The sequence below is a fragment of the Nocardia sp. NPDC058518 genome, assembly GCF_042719655.1.
Lineage (GTDB): Bacteria > Actinomycetota > Actinomycetes > Mycobacteriales > Mycobacteriaceae > Nocardia.
In genome coordinates, this window is sequence record NZ_JBHXNJ010000004.1 from 267,580 (window position 1) to 287,149 (window position 19,570).

Annotated in this window: 23 protein-coding genes; 11 read left to right on the forward strand and 12 right to left on the reverse strand. The window is 67.9% G+C overall.

Annotated features, from left to right (window positions below; all coding sequences use genetic code 11):
• Nucleotides 1-102 precede the first annotated feature (102 nt).
• Nucleotides 103-324, forward strand: a complete 222-nt coding sequence (locus ACFWPX_RS10240; RefSeq protein ID WP_056822507.1) for an RNA-binding S4 domain-containing protein — start codon at nucleotides 103-105, stop codon at nucleotides 322-324.
• A gap of 22 nt (nucleotides 325-346) precedes the next feature.
• On the opposite strand, the gene rraA is transcribed toward ACFWPX_RS10240, so the two are convergent.
• The 7 genes from rraA to ACFWPX_RS10275 form a co-directional block, all read right to left on the reverse strand.
• A complete protein-coding gene (gene rraA, locus ACFWPX_RS10245) occupies nucleotides 347-835 on the reverse strand; it encodes a ribonuclease E activity regulator RraA (RefSeq protein ID WP_328658307.1) in 489 nt (162 codons plus the stop codon).
• Between the two features lie 64 nt (nucleotides 836-899).
• Nucleotides 900-1,358, reverse strand: a complete 459-nt coding sequence (locus ACFWPX_RS10250; protein WP_378927120.1) for an SRPBCC family protein — start codon at nucleotides 1,356-1,358, stop codon at nucleotides 900-902.
• Between the two features lie 64 nt (nucleotides 1,359-1,422).
• Entirely contained in the window at nucleotides 1,423-2,367 is a 945-nt protein-coding gene (locus tag ACFWPX_RS10255) for a copper resistance D family protein (protein WP_378914976.1), read from the reverse strand.
• A 6-nt stretch (nucleotides 2,368-2,373) separates the two neighbouring features.
• Nucleotides 2,374-2,889 (reverse strand): copper resistance protein CopC, encoded by a 516-nt coding sequence (locus ACFWPX_RS10260; RefSeq protein WP_378927225.1) that lies wholly within the window; start codon nucleotides 2,887-2,889, stop codon nucleotides 2,374-2,376.
• A gap of 59 nt (nucleotides 2,890-2,948) precedes the next feature.
• Nucleotides 2,949-3,602 carry a YcnI family protein gene (locus ACFWPX_RS10265; RefSeq protein ID WP_378914975.1) on the reverse strand — a complete coding sequence of 218 codons (654 nt, stop codon included), beginning with the start codon at nucleotides 3,600-3,602 and terminating at the stop codon, nucleotides 2,949-2,951.
• Between the two features lie 40 nt (nucleotides 3,603-3,642).
• The gene (locus ACFWPX_RS10270; protein ID WP_378927121.1) at nucleotides 3,643-4,167 is read right to left on the reverse strand and encodes a hypothetical protein; all 525 of its coding nucleotides are present in this window, start codon (nucleotides 4,165-4,167) and stop codon (nucleotides 3,643-3,645) included.
• Between the two features lie 7 nt (nucleotides 4,168-4,174).
• Nucleotides 4,175-4,849 (reverse strand): DUF6474 family protein, encoded by a 675-nt coding sequence (locus tag ACFWPX_RS10275; protein WP_378927123.1) that lies wholly within the window; start codon nucleotides 4,847-4,849, stop codon nucleotides 4,175-4,177.
• Between the two features lie 170 nt (nucleotides 4,850-5,019).
• Here ACFWPX_RS10275 and ACFWPX_RS10280 point away from each other — a divergent pair, with 170 nt between their 5' ends.
• The 4 genes from ACFWPX_RS10280 (at nucleotide 5,020) to ACFWPX_RS10295 (ending at nucleotide 10,061) form a co-directional block, all read left to right on the forward strand.
• A complete protein-coding gene (locus ACFWPX_RS10280) occupies nucleotides 5,020-6,654 on the forward strand; it encodes a TM0106 family RecB-like putative nuclease (RefSeq protein ID WP_378915274.1) in 1,635 nt (544 codons plus the stop codon).
• 13 nt (nucleotides 6,655-6,667) lie between these two features.
• Complete coding sequence (gene htpG, locus ACFWPX_RS10285; RefSeq protein ID WP_378927124.1) at nucleotides 6,668-8,629, forward strand: molecular chaperone HtpG; 1,962 nt, start codon at nucleotides 6,668-6,670, stop codon at nucleotides 8,627-8,629.
• 103 nt (nucleotides 8,630-8,732) lie between these two features.
• Entirely contained in the window at nucleotides 8,733-9,182 is a 450-nt protein-coding gene (locus tag ACFWPX_RS10290) for a GNAT family N-acetyltransferase (RefSeq protein WP_378914966.1), read from the forward strand.
• A 72-nt stretch (nucleotides 9,183-9,254) separates the two neighbouring features.
• Complete coding sequence (locus ACFWPX_RS10295) at nucleotides 9,255-10,061, forward strand: class I SAM-dependent methyltransferase (RefSeq protein ID WP_378927125.1); 807 nt, start codon at nucleotides 9,255-9,257, stop codon at nucleotides 10,059-10,061.
• A 58-nt stretch (nucleotides 10,062-10,119) separates the two neighbouring features.
• Here ACFWPX_RS10295 and ACFWPX_RS10300 read toward each other — a convergent pair whose 3' ends face one another.
• Nucleotides 10,120-10,887, reverse strand: coding sequence for an SDR family NAD(P)-dependent oxidoreductase (locus tag ACFWPX_RS10300; RefSeq protein WP_378914962.1), 768 nt, complete (start codon nucleotides 10,885-10,887; stop codon nucleotides 10,120-10,122).
• A 318-nt stretch (nucleotides 10,888-11,205) separates the two neighbouring features.
• On the opposite strand from ACFWPX_RS10300, the gene ACFWPX_RS10305 reads away from it, so the two are divergent.
• Complete coding sequence (locus tag ACFWPX_RS10305) at nucleotides 11,206-12,084, forward strand: SDR family NAD(P)-dependent oxidoreductase (protein WP_378927126.1); 879 nt, start codon at nucleotides 11,206-11,208, stop codon at nucleotides 12,082-12,084.
• On the forward strand, nucleotides 12,081-12,719 hold the full coding sequence (locus ACFWPX_RS10310) for a TetR/AcrR family transcriptional regulator (protein WP_378914958.1): 639 nt from the start codon (nucleotides 12,081-12,083) through the stop codon (nucleotides 12,717-12,719). Before ACFWPX_RS10305 ends, ACFWPX_RS10310 begins: the two co-directional genes overlap by 4 nt.
• On the opposite strand, the gene ACFWPX_RS10315 is transcribed toward ACFWPX_RS10310, so the two are convergent.
• From ACFWPX_RS10315 to ACFWPX_RS10330, 4 genes are all read right to left on the reverse strand, one after another.
• Nucleotides 12,716-13,444 carry a TMEM165/GDT1 family protein gene (locus ACFWPX_RS10315; protein WP_378927127.1) on the reverse strand — a complete coding sequence of 243 codons (729 nt, stop codon included), beginning with the start codon at nucleotides 13,442-13,444 and terminating at the stop codon, nucleotides 12,716-12,718. The two genes, ACFWPX_RS10310 and ACFWPX_RS10315, sit on opposite strands and share 4 nt — an antisense overlap.
• A gap of 361 nt (nucleotides 13,445-13,805) precedes the next feature.
• Nucleotides 13,806-14,333: a peptidase gene (locus tag ACFWPX_RS10320; RefSeq protein WP_378914954.1), complete on the reverse strand. Its 528-nt coding sequence runs from the start codon at nucleotides 14,331-14,333 to the stop codon at nucleotides 13,806-13,808.
• A gap of 156 nt (nucleotides 14,334-14,489) precedes the next feature.
• Nucleotides 14,490-15,113, reverse strand: coding sequence for a superoxide dismutase (locus ACFWPX_RS10325; protein ID WP_194825332.1), 624 nt, complete (start codon nucleotides 15,111-15,113; stop codon nucleotides 14,490-14,492).
• 167 nt (nucleotides 15,114-15,280) lie between these two features.
• A complete protein-coding gene (locus tag ACFWPX_RS10330) occupies nucleotides 15,281-15,892 on the reverse strand; it encodes a hypothetical protein (RefSeq protein ID WP_378914952.1) in 612 nt (203 codons plus the stop codon).
• A 336-nt stretch (nucleotides 15,893-16,228) separates the two neighbouring features.
• On the opposite strand from ACFWPX_RS10330, the gene ACFWPX_RS10335 reads away from it, so the two are divergent.
• The 4 genes from ACFWPX_RS10335 to ACFWPX_RS10350 all read left to right on the forward strand — a co-directional run bounded on the left by ACFWPX_RS10335 (nucleotide 16,229) and on the right by ACFWPX_RS10350 (nucleotide 19,432).
• Complete coding sequence (locus ACFWPX_RS10335; RefSeq protein ID WP_378914951.1) at nucleotides 16,229-16,588, forward strand: rhodanese-like domain-containing protein; 360 nt, start codon at nucleotides 16,229-16,231, stop codon at nucleotides 16,586-16,588.
• Nucleotides 16,589-16,671: 83 nt separating this feature from the next.
• Nucleotides 16,672-17,673: a DUF4328 domain-containing protein gene (locus tag ACFWPX_RS10340; protein WP_378927129.1), complete on the forward strand. Its 1,002-nt coding sequence runs from the start codon at nucleotides 16,672-16,674 to the stop codon at nucleotides 17,671-17,673.
• Nucleotides 17,670-18,437: a glycerophosphodiester phosphodiesterase gene (locus ACFWPX_RS10345; protein ID WP_378927131.1), complete on the forward strand. Its 768-nt coding sequence runs from the start codon at nucleotides 17,670-17,672 to the stop codon at nucleotides 18,435-18,437. The genes ACFWPX_RS10340 and ACFWPX_RS10345 overlap by 4 nt, the downstream gene beginning before the upstream one ends.
• A 74-nt stretch (nucleotides 18,438-18,511) precedes the next feature.
• Nucleotides 18,512-19,432, forward strand: coding sequence for a DUF5926 family protein (locus ACFWPX_RS10350; RefSeq protein WP_378914948.1), 921 nt, complete (start codon nucleotides 18,512-18,514; stop codon nucleotides 19,430-19,432).
• Nucleotides 19,433-19,570: the final 138 nt, after the last annotated feature.

The following is a 19,570-nucleotide window of genomic DNA, read 5'->3' on the forward strand; positions in this document are numbered from 1 at the left end:
ACGCGCCGGATCCATACGGGCGTGACTGCGGCGTGTTCGTCACGGCCCGCAACGCCGGGGCCGGTGGTGTCCGGTTTCGGGCGACCGGGTAAGTATTAGCGCATGTCGGAACCAGTTGATGTGCCGATCGATGACGTTGTCATCCGCCTCGGGCAATTCCTGAAACTGGCCAACCTGATCGATTCGGGTTCCGAGGCCAAGACGGTGATCGCGCAGGGTTTGGTGCGCGTCAACGACGAAGTGGAGTTACGCCGCGGCAGGCAGTTGCAGATCGGCGACGTCGTGGTCCTCGCGGGCAACAAGGTACGGGTGTCCGAGGGATAACCCTCGAACACCCGCGTCGTCCTCAGTCTTCGGCGCGAACCACAACGCCGTCGGAGTCGCTGTAGAGCATCTCGCCGGGCACGAAGGTGATGCCGCCGAATTCGACGGGCACGTCCTGCTCGCCGCTGCCGGTCTGGGTGCTCTTGCGCGGGTTGGTGCCCAGCGCCTTCACCCCGATGTCGAGGGTGCGCAGGATCGCGGAGTCACGCACGGCGCCGTTGACGATCACGCCGGCCCAGCCGTTGTCCACGCCACGCCCGGCGATGATGTCGCCGACCAGCGCGGTGTGCACGCTCGCGCCGCCGTCGACGACGAGCACCTTGCCCTCGCCCGGCCCGCTCAGGGTCTGCTTGACCAGCAGGTTGTCCTGGAAGCAGCGGATCGTGGTGATCCGGCCCGCGAATTCGGCGCGGCCGCCGAACTGGATGAACTGCGTATCGCAGCTACGGATCTCGGGGCCGATCTCGTCGGCCAGATCGGCGGTGGCCACAACATTCGCTGATTCGGTCATGATCAGATTGTGTCAGGCCCGCCTGGACGCTCCATTCGTAGGCTCTAGGCGGTGCGCTGGACTGTCAGGCCTGCTGTTCGCGGTAGGACTTCTCGATCTCGTGGATGAGGGCGTCGGTGGTGTGTTTGACCGCGATCTTCACGAACGGCTCGATCGTCTTGCCGAGCATCTTGCCCGCGATGCCGCCACCGACGGAGTAGTCGATGACCGCGTCGACCGTGCACGTGTCCGCGCCCTTCGGGATGAACTTGAAGGTCGCGACGATCTCGAAGCCCTTGATCGACCTGGTGGCGATCAACCGGCCCTCTTCCCAGCCGACGACCTCGATGCGGGAGGTCAGCGACGCGGGGCCCAGTTTCATCTTCCCGTCGAACTTCGCGCCGATGCCATCGGTCTGCGCGGTGACAGGAGTGAAGGACTCGATGCCGTACCAGAACTTCGGCAGATTGCGGTAGTCGTTCATGAAGGCGAACGCCGCCTCGGCGGGCGCAGCGCCGTCCTCAACAATCCTCACTTCGGTCATGGCGTCAGCTTAATCGTGCCTGTCGGCGTCGAATGGCACTCGCGGCCGAACGTGACCGAGGTGACTATGCGGTGACCGCCAGCGTCGCTGCCAGGCCGAACGCCACCGCCATCACCAGTACTTCGGCCGCGGCGTTGCGCAGGGAGGTCTCGGCGGTGACGCGGTGGTCGGCGGCCTTGCGGACCCAGGTCCGGCGCCACCACCAGCCCATGGCCACGAGGACGCACAGGATGGTGAGCTTGGCCAGCAGGATTCGTCCGTAGCCGCTTGTCAGCAGCGGGGTGATGCCGCCGAGTCGCACCACGCCGTTGACCAGGCCGGTGAGCGCGACGACGCACACCAGGGGCGCGGCGAACGCGGAGTAGCGGGGCAGGGTCGCGGCCCATTCGCCGCGGGTGCGCAGGACCAGGACCATGGCCAGCAGCAGGCCGAGCCAGCAGGCGGCGGCCAGCGCGTGGATCGCGGCTAGTACCGAACCGAACATCTGCTGGGACATGTGCCCGGTGATCGGGCGCAGCGACAGCGCGACCGCCGCGAACACGAGCACCAGATCGGCCGACGCGGTATCGGGCCGACGGAAGGCCAGTGCCGCGTAGCAGGCGATCGCGCCGGTGCAGAACAGGATCGCGATGCCGATCTGGCCGCCGCTGAGCCGGCCGAGGAAGGTGATGAAGTCGCTCGCGCCGAGCTGGGTCACGGCGACGCCGACGATCTCGGCGGCCTCGCACAACAGCACGATGAACTCCGCGGCGAACCAGACACCGGCGAGGGCGGCCAGTGGTCGCCACGTGACCGTCAGCCGGTCGTTGAGCCGGGGCAGCGCGGCGAGGCCGATCACCACCGCGCCAGCGCAGTCGGCGAGCACCCGCGCGAACGCCACCCACGCGAACCCGCCGGACCGGCGCAGTATCCAGGCCAGCACCACCCCGGCAAGCGCGGCGGCGACGACCGGCACCAGGACACGCCACTGCCGCAGCGCGGCACCGGGTACCCGGCGACCGGTCGTCATCGTCGACTACTTCTTGCGACCGGATCGGCCGCTGAGCAGCGCCACCGCGAGGCCCGCGCCGAACAGCACCACGCCGCCGACGATGAACACCCACACGGGCACACCGTCGCCGCCGCCCTCGTCGGCCTTGTCCTCACCGGGGCGTGCGCCCGGCGTGCCGGTGCCTGCCTTGCTCAGCGTGAAAGTCCTTGTCCCGCTCACCGGATGACCGTCGGCCGAGGTGACCCGGAACGCGATCGTGTACTCACCGACCGGCCCCAGCTCACCCACTTCCACACTGACACTTCGTCCATCGACGAGCGCCTTGCCCTTGGACCACAGCCTGCCGTCCGGACCGACCACGGTCAGTGACGGAAAGTTCTGCTGCAGTTCCTCGTTGAAGGTGACGCTGGCCCGCGCCGGTCCGGCCTCGACGGTCGAGCCGTTCTCGGGAACGCTGCTCACCGCGCCGGAATGCGCGCTCGCCGTGCCTGCCGCCGCGAACGCGCAGGCGAAGAGCACGGCGAACAGCGCGACGAGCATCCGCCGTGGCCGACGCGATGAATCGCCGACGGCGAGTGGATCGATCGCCGCGGCGCGCGTCACGACGACCGCCGGGAGCGGAACACCAGGCCGAGGCCGAGGGCCGCCGCGAACAGGCCGAGGGCCAAGCCGACGCCGCCCATCCAGCGGGCCACGGTGTCGGTCTCCGACTGGGCGGTCTCGCCCGAAGCGACCTGGTGATCGCCGCCCTCGGCACCGCCCTTCGCGGTGAGTGTGATCGCCGGCGCGGGGTGTTCGGGCTCGGCGCCACCGGTGCTCGGCTGGTCCCAGGCCACGACCTTGCCGTCGCTGTAGGTCTGCTGGGCCGGGAAGTTCACGGTGTCCTGCGACGGCAGCGGGCCGAGCGAGAGCACGAACCGCTGGAACTGGCCGGGTCCGACGCCGGGGTTACCCGGGTCGGCGGACCATACGACGGCGACCGTCTCGCCCTTGTCATTGCGTTCGACCTTCGACGTCCAGCCCGGCATCGGCTCGGTCCGAACGCTTTTCAGGTTCGGCACGGTGACGCGCAGCGCGGTGGTGGACGCGGTATCGGATTCGGTCGGCACCTTGAAGGTGGCGACGGTGTACTTGCCCTGGGCGGCGCCCGGCGCGTCGACGGTCACGTGCGCGGCCGCCGAACCGCAGGCGGCGAGCACCAAGCCCGCCGCGAGAGCGGCGGTGCCGGTGCTACGGGTGATGAAGTTGTGCATGGAATGCCTTCTGTCCGAGTGGTTCTGATGTCGTGGTGAATCAGGCGAACAGCGGCGGTGCGCGCGGACATCGCGCACCCCTCGGACGAGCACCGTGCGCGACGGTGACAGTGGCGAACCAGCGGACAGTGCGATGGGCGACAGCAGTGGGACTGCTGAGCGCAGCACGAACCACACTCGAAGCGACGAGATACAGCCGCTCGGCGACGAGAATCAGTGCGGCGCAGACAAGCGCGGCCACAAGGTGCGCGGCGATCATCGGCAGACTCGGCAGATGCAGCAGCCCGTGATGGTCGAGCGTCGCCGACAGCGCGAAGTGCCCGGCCCACTGACCACCGATCAACGCGGCGGCCGTGCGCACCGCCGCGGGGCGATGTGGAGCACCTTCGGCGGTGACACCATGGGCGATTGTCCCGGCCGTCAGCGAAACCAGCAGCAACAGTGCGATTTCCGACGACCGCGGCACCCCGCCACCGCCGATCCCGTGCGCGGCCACAGCCAGCCCACCCACGAGAACGCCGCAGCCACCACCGCGCAAGCGGGAGGTGAGCTGCGGCGTGGTCACGGGAGAATCAGCGAACGCCGAGGCGGGCGAGCACGTCGTTCTCGAGCACGGCCAGCTCCGCCGAGATCGACGCGTGCACGGCCTTGCGACGCGCGGCGGGCATCTGCTCGGCCGTGCGCACCGCCACGTTCAGGTCGGCCATGCGCGAGCGGGCCGCTGCGACGAACTTCTCGGTGTCGGCATCGCCCGCCTTGTCGGCGGCGATCTTGTCGAGGGCTTCCTCGGTGTTGGTGATGCGGGCCTGCAGGCGCGCACCGTGCCCGCTGAACTCGCTCAGCTGGTCCATGCCGATCCCGAGCTGCTGCGCCTTGCGCGCGTCGAGCTGCCCGCGCAGCATCGTGGCGCCGCGGTAGGCCAGCGGGGCGAGCACGGGGATGAGGACCCTGGCCACCCCGATGTACTTGCGGATCTGACTCGCGCTGAACAGTTCGCGGTCGGCTTTCGCGGCGGCCTTCTGGGCGGCTTTCTCCTCGGCCTGCAGGGTCGCGATCTGTGCCTTGGCGACCTTGTCGGCCGTGCGTGCCTGTGCCTTGGCCGTGCGGCGGTTCACGCGCTCGCCCGCCTTGGCCGCCTTGCGCTCGTTCTTGGCGCCCAGCTTCGCCTCCACCACGGCTTTGTGCTTGAGTGCTTTCGCCTCAGCGCGTCGGCTCGGCCGCCGCTTCCGCTTGCTGAACAACCCCATGGGATCAGGCCCTCCGTCATGCTCGCCAAGTCATGAGGCAGCACCGCCTCCAAGCGGCCTGCCGTTCTTCGTAGCGTAGTGGGCTCAGGGTAGCGATTGGGCATTGTGTCGGGGGTAAGGCCCATACTGCTTGCGTGCGTGCAGCCGAGGACGACTTCGACGGCGGGCCGGTGCGTAGCCCGGTCCCCGCTTCCGCTGCGGATTTCCGCATCGCCTTCCTGGATGCGCGCTCACTGATCGGATGCAGGCATCGCCTGCGCCTGGATGCCGAGAATCCGGGCGTGCTCGCCGAGGTTCGTGAGGATCCGGGCGTGCAGCAGCGCCGCGACGCCGCCACCGCTCATCGCACCAGGATCCGCGACGAACTGGTCGCGGCCGCCCCCGCCGACTGGGTGGTGATCGACCCGGAATTGCGTGGTGCGGCCAAGGCCGCTGCCACGATGGCCGCCATCGAGGCGGGCGCCCCCCGCATCTGGGGCGGACTGCTGCCCCAGGAGCCCGATACCGGTCGACGCGGTGGTGTCGAGATCCTGCTGCGCGACGACGACCGCGGCGGCTATATCCCCATCATCGTGGTCAACCACAAGGTCACCGACCCGCGCAGGCCCGACCCCGCCGATTTCCACCCGCTGACCTCGGACCTGTTCCGCTGGCAGCCCCGCCGCGACAAGCACGTGAAACTGCGTCCGCAGCCGCGCGACCAGCAGCGCCTCGCCCACCTGTACCGCATGTTGCAGCGCTACGGCATGGCCAGTCCCGCCCTGATCGGCGGTGCGATCGGCCTGGTCGCCGACCGCATCCTGGTGCACGACCTGACGAGCGTGCTCGCCGACTACGACCTGCGCTACGCCGACCGCATCGCGGTGGTGCGCGGCGAACTGCCGACCCAACCGTCGAAGGTGCCCGAGTGCAGGCAGTGCCCGTGGTGGGTGCGAGGTCCCGAGGGACAACCCAGTTGTGAGGCGACGCTGGCGCAGATGCGTGATGTGAGCCTGGTCGCACCGGGTTCGCGCGCCGACGTGCTGCGCCTGCACGGGATCGAGACGGTCGACGAACTGGCAGCCTGGGAGGGCGACGACCCCGACGATTGGCAGCACGGCCCGTTCGCCGAGACCGTCGTCACCGCGCGCGCCTGGATCGACGGCGCTCCGCTGGTGCGCCGGTTCGAGCAGGTGAGCGTGCGTCGCGCCGATGTGGAGATCGACGTCGACCTGGAGAGTTACCAGGAAGACGGCGCCTACCTGTGGGGCACCCTGCTCGACGACGTCTACCGCCCGTTCGTCACCTGGGATCCGCTGCCCACCGAGGACGAGGGCCGCTCGTTCGGCGAGTTCTGGACCTGGTTGATGCAGCGGCGCGCCGAAGCTCACGACGCGGGCAAAACCTTTGCCGCCTATTGCTATTCGCGTACCGCCGAGGACAAGTGGCTCTACGAATCGGCCCGCCGGTTCGCCGGGCGCCCCGGCGTCCCGACGCACGAGGAAGTGCGCGCGTTCGTCGACTCGAAGGAATGGGTCGACATGTTCCAGGCCGTCACCGAGCAGTTCATCTGCCCGAACGGCAAGGGACTCAAGAAGATCGCGCCCGTCGCCGGATTCGGCTGGCGTGATCCGGAAGCAGGCGGCGAGGCGTCGATGGGCTGGTACCGCCGCGCCGTCGGGTACGACGACGTCATCGACATGTCCCAGCGCACCCGCTTGTTCGTCTACAACGAAGACGATGTGCGCGCCACCCAGGTGCTGCGCGATTGGATGTCGAAGCGGGCGGTTGCCGAGGTTCCCTCACTGGCCGATTTCGGACGGTAATACCATCGGGGGCGTGACTGAGCAGCACGTCGAAACCCTCGAGTTCCAGGCCGAAACCCACCAGCTCCTCGAGCTGATGATCCATTCGGTCTACTCCAACAAAGACACCTTCCTCCGGGAGCTGATCTCGAACGCTTCCGACGCACTCGACAAGCTCAAACTGGCGGCCTACCAGGACAAAGACCTGGGCGCAGACACCGCCGACCTGCACATCGAGCTGGATGTCGACCAGGAGAAGCGCGTCCTGACCGTCCGCGACAACGGCATCGGTATGTCGCGCGCCGAAGTGATCGACCTGATCGGCACCCTCGCCAAGTCCGGCACCGCCGATCTGCGCCGCAAGCTGACCGAGGCCAAGTCCGATGCCGCCGCCGAGGAGCTGATCGGCCAGTTCGGCATCGGCTTCTATTCCACCTTCATGGTCGCCGACCGGGTCGTCCTCACCACCCGCAAGGCAGGCGAGACCGAAGGCACCCGCTGGGAAGCCGCCGCGGGCAGCTCCACCTACTCCATCGACACCGTCGCCGACGCACCGCAGGGCACCTCGGTGACCCTCGAGCTCAAGCCTGCCGACGAAGACGATCACCTCTTCGACTACACGCAGGAATGGAAGCTGCGCGAGATCGTGCGCAAGTACTCCGACTTCATCGCCTGGCCGATCCGCATGCAGGTCGAGCGCACGGTGACCGAGGGGGAGGGCGAGGACAAGGTCGAGAAGACCGTCGTCGAGGACCAGATCCTCAACTCGCAGAAGGCGTTGTGGACGCGGCCGCGCAGCGAGGTGAGCGAGGAGGAGTACAAGGAGTTCTACCACCACGTTTCGCACGCCTGGGACGAGCCGCTCGAGATCATCCCGATGAAGGCCGAAGGCACCTTCGAATACCAAGCGCTGCTGTTCATTCCGTCGATCGCGCCGTTCGACCTGTTCACCCGTGAGCACAAGCGCGGTGTGCAGCTCTACGTGCGTCGGGTGTTCATCATGGACAACTGCGAAGAGCTGATGCCGGAGTACCTGCGCTTCGTCAAGGGAGTCGTCGACGCGCAGGACCTCTCGCTCAATGTCTCGCGCGAGATCCTCCAGCAGGACCGCCAGATCCAGATGATCCGCAAGCGCCTGGTGAAGAAGGTGCTCTCGACGATCAAGGAGATGCAGGGCGCCGAGGATCAGACCAGGTACCAGACGTTCTGGTCGCAGTTCGGCCGAGTCCTCAAGGAGGGCTTGCTCTCCGACACCGACAACCGCGAAACCCTGCTCACCGTCTCGTCTTTCACCTCCACCGCCTCGGAGTCCGAGCTCACCACGCTCGCGCAGTACGTGGAGCGGTGCAAGGACGGCCAGGACTCGATCTACTACATGACCGGCGAAAGCCGTGCGCAGGTGGAGAACTCGCCGCACCTGGAAGCCTTCACCGCCAAGGGCCGCGAGGTGCTGATCCTCACCGATCCCGTCGACGAGATGTGGGTCGGCTCGGTCCCTGAATTCCAGGGCAAGAAATTCCAGTCCATCGCCAAGGGCGAGGTGGACCTGGAAACCGAGGACGAGAAGAAGGAAACCGAAGCCCTGCGCGAACAGCAGGACAAGGACTTCGGCGACCTGCTCGGCTGGCTCGGCGGCACGTTGACCGATGTGGCCAAGGAGGTCCGCCTCACCAACCGCCTCACCACCTCACCCGCCTGCCTGGTCGGTGACGTCTACGACTTCACCCCCATGCTCGAGCGCATGTACCGCGCCTCGGGCCAGGCCCTGCCGGAGTCCAAGCGCATCCTCGAGCTCAACCCGACCCACCCCCTGGTGACGGGCCTGCGCGACGCTTACGACGCCCGCAAGTCCGACGCCGACGAAGGCAAGGTCCCCGAACTCGCCGAAACCGCCGAACTCCTCTACGGCACAGCGGTTCTCGCCGAGGGCGGCGAACTCAAGGACCCCGCCCGCTTCGCCCAGCTCCTCACCGAGCGCCTGACCCGAACGGTCTGAGCTGGAGGTCTTGCGAACTGCCCGCTGCCGGTTTCGGTGGCGGGCAGTTTTGTTCACTTGCAATTCTGGTGCTAGCGCAGCGCGCTGGGTTCACCATTGAAGGATGGTGGGGCACGAAATTCGTCGGGCAAGACCCGACGACTACGACAAAATCATCGGCGTAGTCGACAACTGGTGGGGCCGAGCCGCCGTCCACAACCTCCCGAGGATGTTCCTCGACCACTTCCATCGCACCAGCCTCATCGCCTCCGACGGTGACGGAATCTCGGGTTTCCTGGTCGGTTTCGGCTCACCTTCCGACCCTTACACGGCCTACATCCACTTCGTCGCCGTCCGCCCCGACGCCCGCAAATCCGGCCTGGGCAGAACCCTCTACGAAGCCTTCTTCACCATCGCCCGCTCCGACAACCGCACCACCGTCACCGCGATAACATCCCCCGCCAACTACACCTCGATCGACTTCCACCGCAGCCTCGGCTTCACAGTCACCGGCCCCATTCCCGACTACAACGGCCCTGGCCGCTCCCTGGTCACCTTCACCCGCCCGGTGTGAGGACATCCGAACCCTCGACCACCGCGACTTTCGCGTATTGACGACCTGCCGACAAGCGGTATGAATGTTGTTATGTCAGAACAGTTGTCGTCCGGTGTTCGCCCATGGGATCTCGTCGCCGAGGGATACGCCGCGACCGGCGCGACCGTGCTCGCTCCCTTCGCCGCTCACGCACTCGAATACGTCACCATCAGCTCGGAATCGAAGATCGTCGACGTGGCGGCGGGTACCGGGTTGTTGAGCGTCGCCGCCGCCGAGCTCGGGGCCGAAGTGCAAGCCGTCGATCTCTCGGCGTCGATGATCGACCAATTGGTCGCGGCCGCCGCCGACCACCCCGCGATCACCGCGCAGGTCGGTGACGGACAGGCATTGCCCTACGACGACAACTCGTTCGACGCGGCCTTCTCCCTGTTCGGCCTGATGTTCTTTCCCGACCGGCCCAAGGGCTTCGCCGAACTGCACCGCGTCCTGCGCCCCGGCGGCACCGCGGTCGTCGCCGCCTGGGCATCTGCCGCCGAATCCTCGCTCATGCGAGCACTGTTCGGCGCACTCGTCGCGGCCGATCCGACGGCCGCACTCCCACAACCGAATCCGCGCAGCCTCGAGAACCCCAGGGTCTTCGACGCGGAGATGCGCGCGGCGGGCTTGCTCGACGTGCGGATCCAGCAGCACACCGTCGAGGTCCAGTACCCGGATGCCGCCGCCCTGTGGGAATCGCTGACCCGCAGCAGCGCCAACCTCGCTGTCGTGAGAGACGAAGTGGGCGAGGAGGAATGGCAACGCCGCACCGAAGCGGCCGTCGACCATCTCACCGTCACCTACCGCCCGAACACCCCACTGCGCACCACCGCCCTCTTCGGCATCGGCACCGCACCCTGAGACGCCGACGGCGCCCTGCCCGGGTGGACAGGGCGCCGTCGATCGGCATGCCGGGTGACTAGCGCGGGGCCATGCGCAGGGCGCCGTCCATGCGGATGGTTTCGCCGTTGAGGTAGTCGTGCGCGGCGATGTATTCCACCAGCTGGGCGTATTCGTCGGGACGGCCGAGGCGGGAGGGGAAGGGGACGCCGGCTTCGAGGCCCGCGCGGTATTCGGGGGTGACGCCGGCGAGCATCGGGGTGTCGATGATGCCGGGGGCGATGGTGTTGACGCGGATGCCGAACTGGGCGAGGTCGCGGGCGGCGGGGACGGTCATGCCGTGGACGCCGCCCTTGGACGCGGAGTACGCGATCTGGCCGACCTGGCCCTCGAAGGCCGCCACCGAGGCGGTGTTGATGACCACGCCGCGCTGGCCGTACTCGTCGACCGGCTCGGTCTTGGCGATCACGTCGGCAGCCAGGCGCATCACGTTGAACGTGCCGAGCAGGTTCACGGTGATGACGGTGCGGAACAGCTCCAGGTCGTGCGGGCCGTTCTTGGACAGGATGCGGCCCGCCCAGCCGACACCGGCACAGTTGACCACGATGCGCAGCGGCGCCGGGCCCTCGGTGATCGTGGCGATCGCGGCGGCGACCTCGTCACCGCTGGTCACGTCGGCCGCGATCAGGGTGACCCCGGCGGGGACGTTGTCGCCCGCGCGCTCGATGGACTGGGGGACATCCAGGCCGAAGACGGTGGCGCCCGCGTCGGCGAGCCGCTTGGCGGTGGCGGCACCGAGGCCGGACGCGCCTCCGGTGACAATGGCGGCGGAACCCGAAATCTCCACTGATGGTCCTCTCTCTGTTAATTGCGGCTGGTGCCGCTGTTCTCGGCGCTTAACTCCGCCTCTTCCCTCCCTACGGGCACTCCTTCGTCGCACCCTTCGGTCAGTCCAGAGGCGGAGGCGCGCCGAGAACGTGCTCCTTCGTCGCACCCCAGTTGTTCGCGGGGCGGGGGTACGCCTAGAACTCTATGGGTTGCGGCTTATTGTGCCGCTTGCCAATAAGGGCACCTTAGCGTGTGCGGGGTGTGGTCTGGAACACCCATATCGGGCGGTGTGGAAATCGTCGTGAACACCGGTGTTTGCCGGTGGTAGCGTGCCGTCATGAGATCGTTCGCCGGTCCTTCCGTGGCCGGACGCAAGGTCCTGATCACCGGGGCCGCACGTGGGATCGGTGCCGCGCTGGCTCGTCGATTGGCCGCTCGCGGCGCCCATGTCGCCCTGCTCGGGCTCGAACCGGAACTGCTGGCCGAAGTGGCCGCGGAATGCGGTGGTGTGCCGTGGCGGTATTGCGATGTGGCCGATCGGGCGCAGGTCGAGCGGGTGGTCGAGGCGTTGGTCGCCGAGCTCGGTGGGCTCGATGTGCTGGTGGCCAATGCGGGGGTCGCCAAGCAGATGGCGATGATCGGCGGGGATCCGTCGGTGCTCGAGGAGACCCTCGCGGTGAATGTGCTCGGGGTCGCCTACACGGTGTCGGCGGCGGGCGCGCATCTTTCGCATCCGGGCGGGTATGTGCTGATGATGTCGTCGATCTCCACGTCCGTGCAGTTGCCGCTCGGCGGGGCTTATAGCGCCTCCGCTGCGGCGGTGGCCTCGCTCGGCGCCACACTGCGCGCGGAACTGCGGTCGAGCGGGGCGAAGGTGGGGGTCAGCTACTTCGCCGGGATCGACACCGACATGACGGTGCGCGGATTCGGCACAGCGGCCGCGCACACCGTGCTGGGGGAGACCAGCCTGACCGGGATCTCACCGGTCGGTCCCGCGGTCGACGCGCTGGAACGAGCCATCGCGCGACGGCGCAAAACCGTGGTCTCACCCTGGTGGGTAGCGTTGGTCCGGCCGTTTCGGCCGCTGGCCCAACTGGTCGTGCAGCGGGTGCAGGGCGACCGCCTGGCCCGCGCCATCGATATCGCCCGCACCGAGGACGCCCCCTTCACCACCGAACAGCCGGCCCGACCCCGCAGAATGGAACGGCAAGCATGAGCGATTCGACCCTGCGGCAACAACTTCCGCGTGGACGCCACCACCTGTCGCGTGAGGAAGTCATCGCCTCTCAGCGTGAGCGCATTCTCGTCGCGATGGGCGAGGCGATGACCGTCGGCGGGTATGTCGGCACGCCGGTCGCGGCCGTACTCAAGCGGGCCGGGGTTTCACGGGAAACGTTCTACGAGTTGTTCCGCTCGAAAGAGGACTGCTTCAACGCGGCCTTCGATCGGGTGTCCGGCGCGCTGGCCGAGAAACTCCAGACGGTGATCGCCGACTGCGCCGACACCGACGCGCGCACCAGGATGGACCGCATCCTCACCGCCTACTTCGACCACATGATCGACGACCCGGCCTCGGCCCGCTTGTTCCTGGTCGAGGTCTACGCGGTCGGCTCGTCGGCCATCGAGGCGCGGATGGCCTTGCAACATCGTTTCGTCGAGGTGGTCGCCACCATGCTCGGCGCCGAATCCGAGGACCAGCGGTTCGCCTGCGCGACCCTGGCGGCCGCCATCGGCGCCATGGTCACCGGCCGGATCGCCGCCGACGACCCGGACAGTCTGCGCGGTATCAAGGATCAGCTGATCGCACTGGCCGTGCGCTCCGGCGCGCTCTACGGCAACGCCTTCGCCTAGCGTTTCCGGCTGAGTCCGGAGTCCACCTCGATGTCGGCGAGCTCGTCGCGCACGGCGGACTTCGCCCGCAAACGCCAGACGGCGACACCGAGCCCGAGCAGCGCGGGTGCGATCAGGGCGACCCCCACCGAACCCCAACCACCCAGCGCGGGCACGAACGCGTCGAGCACCGTCTTGCCCGCGAAGAACAGGAACAGCAGGCCCGAGGCGATGGCGATGCCGCGCTCGGGCAGGTGCTTGCCCGCGATCTTGCCGACCAGGATCGCCAGTCCACCCGCGGCGACCATGCCGGCGACCGAGCCGATCCAGACGGCCAGCCAGTTGTTGTTGGAGGCGAGGGCGGCGGCGGCGAACATGGTGCGGTCGCCGAGTTCGGCGAGGGTGAAGGCGGAGATGACGACCAGGAAGGCGTTGCGCGCGCTCGGCGGCGCGGGAGCTTCTTCGGAGTCGTCAGTGCTGGTCAGCGCGTCGCGCAGCGTCCAGAGGCCGACCGCGAGCAGGGTTAGTGCGGTGATGACGGCGATGGCGTTCGCGGGAAGCGCGGTGCCGAGGAAATGGCCGACGCCCGCGGCGATGAGGTTCACGGCCACGCTGGCGACGCTGATGCCTGCCAGCACCACCCACCAGCGGTAGCGCAGCGAGAAGGTCAGCGCCATGAGTTGCGATTTGTCGCCGAGTTCGGCGAGGAAGAGCACGCCGAAGCTCAGCAGGATCGTGGCGATCATGAAGTCAGCTCCCAGGAAAATACTCCGGCCTGCGGCTGAAAGACGGGTGCGCCTCCAGCCACACCGGTCTACGGATCGGTTCGTGGCCGAAGGTCTCGCCCACCGGTGATGGCCGGTTCGCACAGCCGGACCGCACCGAGTTTCGGCGGACGATCAGTATGTCGACTGGGCGATTGCGGGCTACTCCCCTTCGCTGTTTTCCACAGTAGCCCGGTTGCTCCCGGAATGCCAACTCTTGGTAACCCAAATCTCAATGGGCACAATAAGTTTGGGCACGCTGCGGTGATAGTTCGGCTTCCCTGATTTCAGTCGCACGCAGACCCGTTGCCAGCCGTTCGCCAACCCGATGCGAGCGAAATATTCAGGCGGCCAGCAGCATCGCGAGCACGGCGGTGTCGGGATCGCTGATCAGATCCATCCCGACCCGGCTCACCAGCGAGGTGATCGTGCCGTCGAGTTCGGCCTCGGCCCACGCCGCGCGATGTTCCAAACCGAGATGCGGCACGCCGGGCAGCAGCACACAGCCCGAGGCCGCGCCCACGCATTCGGGCAGCGACGGACGGGTCTCCGAGGGCGGATGCAGCATCAGCAGCGCCGGCGGCACGTGTGCGGCGAACCGGCCGGGTTCGATCGCCTCGTCCCCGAGCACCGGCCCTTCCGCTATCACCAGTCCCACCGTGCCGGGTTCCGGATCGTCGGGCAGCTCCTCGCGCACCCCGAACACGGTGGTGGTCATCAGCAGCCCCGGCATCGACGCCACCCGCACGGCCAGCACCAGCACCTGCGCCCATTCCTTGGTGGTATCCGGCCACCGCCCCGAAACCACGAACCCGCTCAACCGCCCACGCGCCTGAAACGGCGTGATCCCGATCGGACCCTGTGTATTCATGATGGCCTCCCGACTAACGGGGGCGACTGTGCCCGTATAGAACAGGAATAGCCCCATACCCGTCTGGCACACAAGTACCAAAGAGTGCTAATCGGGCAAAAACGACAACGGGCCCGCATGCGAACGTCGCATGCGAGCCCGTTGAAAAGGCTTAGATCACCCGAAGATGAGGCCCTTGCCCTGGCCGACGGCCCGAGCGAAGCGGTCCTGCACGTCGGCCCAGTTGACGACGTTCCAGAACGCCGTCACGTAGTCGGCCTTGACGTTCTTGTACTGCAGGTAGAAGGCGTGCTCCCACATGTCGACCTGCAGCAGCGGGATGATGCCGGTGGGCACGTTGGCCTGCTGGTCGTACAGCTGGAAGGTCAGCAGCTTCTGGCCGAGGGTGTCGTAACCCAGGACGGCCCAGCCGGAGCCCTGCAGGCCGTTGGCGGCAGCGGTGAACTGCGCGCGGAACTTGTCGAACGAGCCGAACTGGTCGGCGATGGCCGCGGCCAGGTCGCCGTCCGGCTGGTCGCCGCCGTTGGGGGAGAGGTTCTTCCACCAGACGGAGTGGTTGTAGTGGCCACCGAGGTGGAAGGCCAGGTTCTTCTCCAGCAGCAGGATGGCAGCCAGGTCGCCGGACTCGCGGGCTTCCTCGAGCTGCTCGAGCGCCTTGTTGGCGCCTGCGACGTAGGCAGCGTGGTGCTTGGTGTAGTGGATCTCATTGATCTCACCGGAGATGTGAGGCTCCAGTGCGCCGAAGTCGTAATCGAGTTCCGGCAGCGTGTAGACGGCCACGATGTCCCTTTCCGTGTGTCGGGCTGTGTGCGCCCAGTTCGGACGACAACACCAACCATCATTCGTACACCCGCTCGCTGCAACCTCAAACACGCGGCTCCGCATTCCCTTGGGATCACCGGGATGGAAACTTCGCGGGCGTGGCCTGTGGTCGCGGGCCGCGAATCTTACAGCGGCGGCGCGATGTCGGCCTTCGACGCCCTGGCATCGCCCGTGGCATGCGCGTCCCACCAGCGCCGCCCACCGTCGATGAACTCCTTCATCGGAATCTCGAGCCCCGCCGTGTCGGTAACGGCGATCTTGTCGAACCACACCCGTACATCGAGCTCACGCGGATCGATGCCCTCCTCCTGGGAGAACTCGATGACATGAGCGGCGATGCGCTGATCGAGCACGGTGTCGAAGCTGAGCAGCTCACTCCACAGCGTCCACCCGCTGTCGTCGAGGTCGATGAACTCCCACCCGTGCAGCCCACCGCCGCCGAAGCTCTCGATGGCCTCGTCGAGCTGGTCGAGGGTCAGGGGAAGCACGCGGGCGTCGACATCGTCCCAGCGCTGGATGCGCAGGGAGGCCGCTACGCGGGTGACTCCGGTGAAGGTGAGCAGGACTTTCGTGTCGATCGGCGTAGGTCCATCCGTGGGTAGCGTCAGCACCTCCAGAGCGAGTTGCAGCCGGCCCGCCTCGGCATCCACTTCTACCCCTAGACACGTGGATTCGGACAAAGCGGTATTCAAGCCGTTGATGTCGAAACTGTCGAGTAGCCCCCTGCTCACGTTCATGCGCCCAGGCTACCGATCTGGCCGCCCAGATCCCAGGATTTAAGATTTTCTCTAGTGTTCTCGTTTTTATGGAACCGAATCGGTCCCGCTTGCGTCCAAGTAGATGTCGGGACAGAACACACTCCACGAATCCCGACGTCAGCGGCGAACGACCGCTCCGGGATGACATGGAGGGGAGTCCCGGATCGGTCGTTCCCGGCTGGTTCCACCCGGCTGTCGGCGTCGTCGGCAGCCGGTTCCCGTTGTCTGTGTGCTGACCGGTAGCTGGGGCCCGCGCGACACCTCGTCCTCGCACAGGCTCGCCCGGCGATCCGCGCGGCATGGCAGGATCGAGGCGTGACGAGCTCCGATGTCCCCACGGTGCCGGTGGGTGCGGTACCCGCCGCGTTCGACCACGCGGACCCGGCGCCGGGCGCGCAGCTGCTCGACGTGCGCGAACCCGACGAATGGAACCTCGGGCACGCGCCGGGCGCGATCCACATCCCGATGGTCGACGTGCCTGCCCGCCTCGATGAGCTCGATATCGACGCCGAGCTCTACATCGTGTGCAGACAGGGCGGCCGGTCCATCGAGGTCGTCCGGTATCTCGCCCACATCGGGTACGAAGCGGTAAACGTCGCGGGGGGCATGGTGGCCTGGCAGCGGACCGGCCGCCCGGTGGTCGCCGACGGCGAACACGAAGCCAAGATCTACTAGTCCGGAAGCGGGGTGCGCGGGTGAGTTCGGTGGTGCAACCATGTGCACGCTGTGGTGCGCGGTGGGCTGTGCAGGGCGCGCCGATGCACTGGTGCCCGCGCTGCCGAGGGGTGCTGCTCTCGCCCGGCAAGGTCGACGCACCGGCCACCCAGCGCAACTACCGCTGGGTCGCGCGCAGGCCCGACCACCGCACCCGTAAAGCGGGCTCGACCATCTCGGCCCCGCTCGGGCCGACCCCCCGCTACACCCAGACCCCGCGCTGGGGCCTGCTCGATCCGCCACCGTCCGCGGCCCGCACACCCGAGCGCCCGCTGCGCGGTATCGCCGTCAGGCGCGACCGGCTGCTGCTCGCGACCATGTTCGCGTTCCTGCTCGCAGGCCTCGCCGAATACGGCCGCTACCTGATCCTGTTGCAGAACCGTGCCCGGCTCATTCCCGGCTGGCTGCTGTGGATCTCCGATGCGACGGTGCTGGTGTTCGGCATCATCGCGCCGATCTGTGCGCTGGTGACGGCCGTGTCGCTGGTCGCCTGGCTGATCGAAGCGCGCACGATCGTGTTCACCGCCTATGGCAAGCGTGACCCGCGCAAGCGGTGGTCGCTGATCGCGGGATGCCTTGTGCCGGGCGTCAACCTGATCTGGCCCGGCGTGTTCCTCACCGAACTGCTCGGCGCCGACCCCGATCCTCGTTCGCACCGCGCCGTGCGGATCTGGTGGGCCGCTTGGGCATTGAGCGGGCTGCTGCTGATCGCGGCGACGCTGTGGCGCGACGCCTCGACCTTGCAGGCCGAGGCCGACGGCGTCTCGTTCACCGGTTTCACCAACCTCTGCGCGGCCGGGTTCGCGGTGCTCACGCTGTGGATGGTGCGCACGCTAGAGGGCCGTGACCTGCGCGGGGAGGTCAGGTCGGCGCATCGTTGGGTGATGGCCGCCGATCCCGCCGAGGTCGTCATCGCGCCGGTCGAGCCGGGCGCGGTAGCGGCGCGCGATGACGCGGCGCGCGAGGACGTCGGGCACGATGAGGTCGAACGCGCGGATTCTGTCCGGACAGGCGAGAATACGCAGGAGGAGGTCGTGGCCAAGTGAGCCAGAACAATCGCCCACCCTTCGTGGTGGCGCATCGTGGCGCGTCGGCGGCACGACCCGAACACACCCTCGCCGCGTACGAGCTAGCGCTGCAGGAGGGCGCCGACGGTGTCGAATGCGACGTCCGGCTCACCCGCGACGGCCACCTGGTCTGCGTGCACGACCGCACCGTCGACCGCACCGCCGACGCCACCGGCCTGGTCAGTGAACTGACGCTGGACGAGTTGCGCGACATGAACTTCGGCACCGAGGAAGAGCCGCAGGGCGTGCTCGCGCTGAGCGACCTGATCGGACTCGTCCTCGACTGGCGCACCCGCCCGACGAAACTGTTCATCGAGACCAAGCACCCGGTGCGCTACGGCGCCCTGGTGGAGAACAAGGTGCTCGCCGAACTCCAGCGTTTCGGCATCGCCACGCCTGCCTCGGCCGATCACTCACGCGCGGTGGTGATGTCGTTCGCGGCCACCGCGGTCTGGCGGATCCGCCGTGCCGCACCACTTTTGCCCACGGTGCTGCTCGGCGAATCGTCGCGGTTCCTCGGCGGGGGCGCGGCCACCACGGTCGGCGCGACCGCTGTCGGCCCGTCGGTGAAAACCCTGCGCGAGCATCCCGAACTCGTCGACAAGGCCGCCGCGGCGGGCCGGGCCACCTACTGCTGGACCGTCGACGATCCCGAAGACGTCACGCTGTGCGCCGACCTCGGCGTCAGCTGGGTCGCGACCAACCACCCCGGCCGCACGAAAGCCCTACTGGCCGGAGTCTGACCGCCCGCGGCCTCGCCGAGCCTGGGGCAGGGGCCGCGGTAAGCGAACTTGCTGCTCGGCCATAAACTCCACGCGTGGGTAAAAGCAAGCGGAACAGTCCGAAGCCCGACAGTAATCGGGCTCAGCGTCTCGCGCAGCGGCGTGCGGCGCAGGAGCAGGCATCCGCGGCCGTGACACGGCCGTTCGAGGGGCTTGCCGCCGAATGTGATCTGGTGGCGCTGCGGGAGTTCGTGCCGTCGGCGACCGCGACCTTGAAGCTCGCGCCCGGTGTGGCCGCGCAGCGCGAGGTCACCCTGGCGACGGTGCTGCCCGGTGCGGTGGCCGCGCTGGTGCGGGCGGGCGACGAGCCGGTCGGCTTCGTCGGCACGCAGATGCAGTTCCGTGGCGACGACCCGTCGGCCGATATCGCCGCGGCGATCCTGTGGACCCAGTCGGCCGAGCCCGGCGAATCGCTGAACTCCGCCGACGCCGTCGACGGTGGTCCGCGCCTCGCCGATGTCATCGATCCCGGTGCCGACCTCGAGCTCACCGTGCACCAGGACTTCGACTGGTGGGTGCCCGAGGGTGTCACCCCGGATCCGCAGGTGGCGGCGACGATCGAGCAGGCCAAGCAGGCCATCATGCCCTCGGCGCGCCTCGACCTCGGCCCGGATTCGGTCGGCGCGGCCTGGTGGGTCGACGCGGGCGAGAAGGCGCATGTGCGCTGGGTGCGTCCCGAGGACGAAGACGCGCTGATGCTGGCCCTGGCTCGCGTGCACGCCACCGGTGGCCTGCACCTGGGTGAGGGTTCGCGCTTCGCCGGTTCGTTCCGCACACACGGTCTGCTGGTGCCGGTGTTCGACCTCGATCCCGAGCGGCACCCGGCCGAATGGGAAGCTCCCGCACGGGAATTCGGTGCTCGCCTGGACGAAGCACTCGCCAATGCGGAGCCGATGACCAGCGAAGAACGTCGTTCGCGTGATGGTCTGCGTTCGCGTCAGGTCACCCTGCGCTGAACACGCATGGCTGAACATGCATGAGGGATTGGGGGGGGGGGCGCCGGGCCCCCCGGCCCCCCAGGCCGCGCCAGACGAGAGGGGGCGACATCACAAACAGACGCAGACACGCACAAAACAGCACGACGAGGGGAGCGG